Origin of the sequence: Streptomyces sp. BE303, assembly GCF_036290945.1 — a bacterium.
Taxonomy (GTDB): domain Bacteria; phylum Actinomycetota; class Actinomycetes; order Streptomycetales; family Streptomycetaceae; genus Kitasatospora.
Map to the genome: position 1 here is coordinate 1 of NZ_JAQYWZ010000707.1, position 333 is coordinate 333.

Genomic DNA, 333 nt, shown 5'->3' on the forward strand with positions numbered 1-333 from the left:
ACCGAGATGTCTCCGGCGAGGAGTGTGAGGTGGGCGCCGGCGGTCTAGTAGAGTTCGACCTAGCCGTGGGAGAGCTCGACGGTGACGACGCCGAGGCGTCCGGTGCTGCGGAGTTCGGCGGTGGCGGCCTTGGCGTCGACGCGGGAGCCGGCGGGCAGGTGAACGGTCCCCTCGACGTGGCCGGAGGAGCCGAGGAGCCGGTTGTCGGCCGAGGGCCGGATCCGCAGGGCGCCGTCGGCGTACTCGACGGTGGTCTGCTCGGCGGCCTTCACGTCGCGGCTCTTCGAGGGGTCGGCGGGGAGGATCGCGACCGTGGTGTCGGCCCGGTCGGCG

The 333-nt window shown here is 73.3% G+C and carries 1 pseudogene; it reads right to left on the reverse strand.

Annotation, left to right across the window (positions count from 1 at the left end):
• Window positions 1–62: 62 nt before the first annotated feature.
• Window positions 63–333: pseudogene (locus PUR56_RS17485) on the reverse strand (hypothetical protein); the annotation flags it as partial.